At 31.6% G+C, this 3051-nt stretch carries 4 protein-coding genes; all 4 read right to left on the minus strand.

From position 1 onward, the window contains the following. A partial coding sequence (locus tag ACPYKA_RS20125; protein WP_479543970.1) for a response regulator occupies positions 1-581 on the minus strand: 581 nt, incomplete at its 3' end. After that, on the minus strand, positions 574-1350 hold the full coding sequence (locus ACPYKA_RS20130; RefSeq protein WP_479543971.1) for a sensor histidine kinase: 777 nt from the start codon (positions 1348-1350) through the stop codon (positions 574-576). The genes ACPYKA_RS20130 and ACPYKA_RS20125, both read right to left, overlap by 8 nt. Further along, the gene (locus ACPYKA_RS20135; RefSeq protein WP_479543972.1) at positions 1295-2635 is read right to left on the minus strand and encodes a 7TM diverse intracellular signaling domain-containing protein; all 1341 of its coding nucleotides are present in this window, start codon (positions 2633-2635) and stop codon (positions 1295-1297) included. Before ACPYKA_RS20135 ends, ACPYKA_RS20130 begins: the two co-directional genes overlap by 56 nt. A gap of 293 nt (positions 2636-2928) precedes the next feature. After that, the coding region (locus tag ACPYKA_RS20140) for a hypothetical protein (protein ID WP_479543973.1) at positions 2929-3051 on the minus strand (123 nt) is incomplete at its 5' end.

Here is a 3051-nt window from a genome sequence, read left to right on the forward strand (position 1 = left end):
TTTGCACGAACAATTGCCTGGGTCCTGTTTCTCACTTGTAATTTTTGATAAATGATATGATTATATACTTTAACTGTACCTTCAGTTAAGAAGAGTTTAAGAGCTATTTCTTTATTTGTATACCCTTCCTCCATATAGTGTAATATCTTTTGTTCTTGGTAAGTTAATTCTTCAATTTGCTTCTCACTAGTAACTTGTCTACCTGTTATCCTCCTTAAAATTGCATTGATTCTTGCTATTAATTCATTCGGATCAAATGGTTTCGTCAGATAATCATCCCCACCCAATTCTAAGCTTGAAACAATCGATTGCTTTTCAGTTAAGCTACTTAAATAAATGATTGGGATATCTTTATACTTTTTATCTTTACGAACTTTTTTACAAACTTCATGACCATTCATCTCCGGCATTACTATATCTAAAACTAATAAATCCGGATCAAATTTTTTAATTTTCTCTAAAGCTTCTATCCCGTTTTGGGCGGTAATTACTTGATAGTTATTTTTCTCCAAGTATAGTTGTAGCAAATTAAGAATTTTTCTTTCATCTTCTGCCACTAAAATTTTCCCTTTTTTAGTCACTTTCGTATTCCCCCTTTATTGGTAACGTAAAATAAAATGAACTCCCTTCTTCAATTTGACTTGTAACGCCAATTTCTCCTTTATGAAAATCAATAATTTCTTTACATATTGCCAGGCCTAAACCTGCGCCTCTATAAGTACTATTTGTCTGATCACTAGCTTTATAAAATCTTTCGAAAATATATGGTATATCCTCTTTGCGAATTCCCCTCCCGGTATCTTTAATGTTAATTTTAACTTCTTTATTATTTGTTAAAGACGGTAATTCAATTTCTATATTTACTGTTCCGCCACTAGGGGTGAACTTCTGTGCATTTACAAGTAAATTACTAATTACTTGTCGAATGCGAATAGGATCAATCGTACAAATTATTCTTGTATTTAGTGGGACAGAATATATCTCCTCGTAATATATTTTTAAATCTTTTTCTGCATAAATTGATTTTTGCTCCTCATAAAACTTCTTAATAAATAATTGAATATCGGTATCTTCAAAATGAAAGGCAACGTGTCCTGATTCAAACCTTGAAAGTTCCTGTAAATCTTTAATCATATGAGCCATCATTTGAGCATCGTTATATATTGCTCGTAAATAAGAAGTATCATTTTTCGAAACTACTCCATCCAATATTGCTTTTACATACCCTTGAATAAATGTTAGCGGAGTATTTAATTCATGGGAAACACTTGCTAGTAAATGCTTGCGAGCTTTTTCAATCCTTTTTAAATTTGTATTTGCTTCTTGCAGTTGATCCGTTCGTTCTTCCACTTTTTGCTTCCAACGATTCATTTAGTTTATATAAATCTTCTGTAAGCTTTTCTGTCTGTGTAAAAGAACGCGAGGAAATTCTAGCTAGATGAATAGATTGTATAAATAAATAGAATAATAAACCTAATGATACTAATTCTTCTGTCTCTAATTTATGGGTATAGTATAAAAAGTCATTCATTACCGCTAACGCTATTACAAATAATGCTAGCAAATGAAGGTAAGCGCCTTCGAGTTTTTGTTTTACACTATAAAGAGTCATGATAAGTAAGTTTGCTATGATAATTATCGTTATGATCTGAAAAAAACTTAGGGTATTAGTAAATATTCTCGCAGGGGTTACAACTATAAAAATGCTATATAAAAATAATATTCCTATATACAACGAATTCAGTTTTTTTAACCTTTCTACATACATTTCTCTGCTTACAAATAGTAGAAAAAATAATAGGCCAAACGTATTTGCTAAGTATTCTAATGTTACAGCTAGTTCCCAATTAATATCCGGTATTATTTTAATTAACAATGCATCTTTTAATAATAATGTTCGGAGCGTAATTGCAAAACAGGTCAAAGATAAAAAGAGCGCTGACCAGTTTTTCCTGCGAAATAAAAACATTATAAGATGATAAAAACCTATTATAAATATACTTCCAGCTATCAATCCTTGTAACAATATGGTTTTTTCTCTTAGAATTGCCATCTGTTCAGCTGTCCCAAGCGCGATAGAGTCCCATAATCCTGATTTTCGTTGATGAAAATTGGATACATGAATAACTAAATCTGTTTCAGAATTATCTAACTGAAATGTGATAAGCTGCGGGTATGTTTTTGGAATCATTTCTTCTCTTGTAGTACCGATAGACCCAGAAGAAGCAACTTTTTCGCCGTTTAACCAAAGGTCATACGCTGTCGCAACACCAGGCATATAAATAGATAGTACTTTTCCAACATCTTGTTCATTAGTTAGGATTGTTAAACGGTACGTAGCATAACCATATTGTTCTGTGGACTGATAATTCTCCCAAGAGTTTGGAACAGTCACAATGGAAGGAGTGGTTGATTGTGACATTAGTTCTGTCGGTGTTCGGAATTGTTGCCAATAAAACTTCCATTCCCCACTTAAGTGAATTGGGTCAATATCCCCCAACGTTTCATTTTGAATATTAAGATACCCTGCTTGTGGTTGAATCATCTGCTGATTATTTGCAGAGGAACATCCATATAATAATAAAATTACAAACAAAAGAATGATGATTAGTTGTGTTTCGAATTCATTTCCCATACTAATCTCCTAGAAAATTAGAATAATTTAGAAATATATTCCACCTTTCTTTTTATTAAAGCATACTCCCATCCGAATTTCTATACAAATTTTTGCATTAGCGATTATAGTTTTACAATTCAAATGAAGATATTTTTGTATTTTTACAAAAGTTTGGGTGAAAAATCAATAAAAAAAGAAGAATTTCCTAGTATTTTTAGTATATTAGAGCTGCAGGGACAAAAGAACTACTAAACAGATCTAATTCTTTTCCAAATAAAAAAAACAGACCCTCATAAGGATCTGTTTTTATCTTAATATGCACGTGCCCAATATACCATTTCTTCTGCTTCTTTCCCACAGCAAAAGCATTTGTCATCAAGTGTTTCTTGTTCAAATGGAATACATCTTGACGTTACTTGTAATTCTTCTTTTAC

Source organism: Pseudogracilibacillus amylolyticus (SeqCode) (assembly GCF_051918545.1).
Lineage (GTDB): Bacteria > Bacillota > Bacilli > Bacillales > Amphibacillaceae > Pseudogracilibacillus.

What these genes read in the sequence shown, in the direction of transcription:
- ACPYKA_RS20135 (WP_479543972.1), bottom strand. Translation starts at nt 2,635, where the DNA reads ATGGGAAATGAATTCGAAACACAACTAATCATCATTCTTTTGTTTGTA.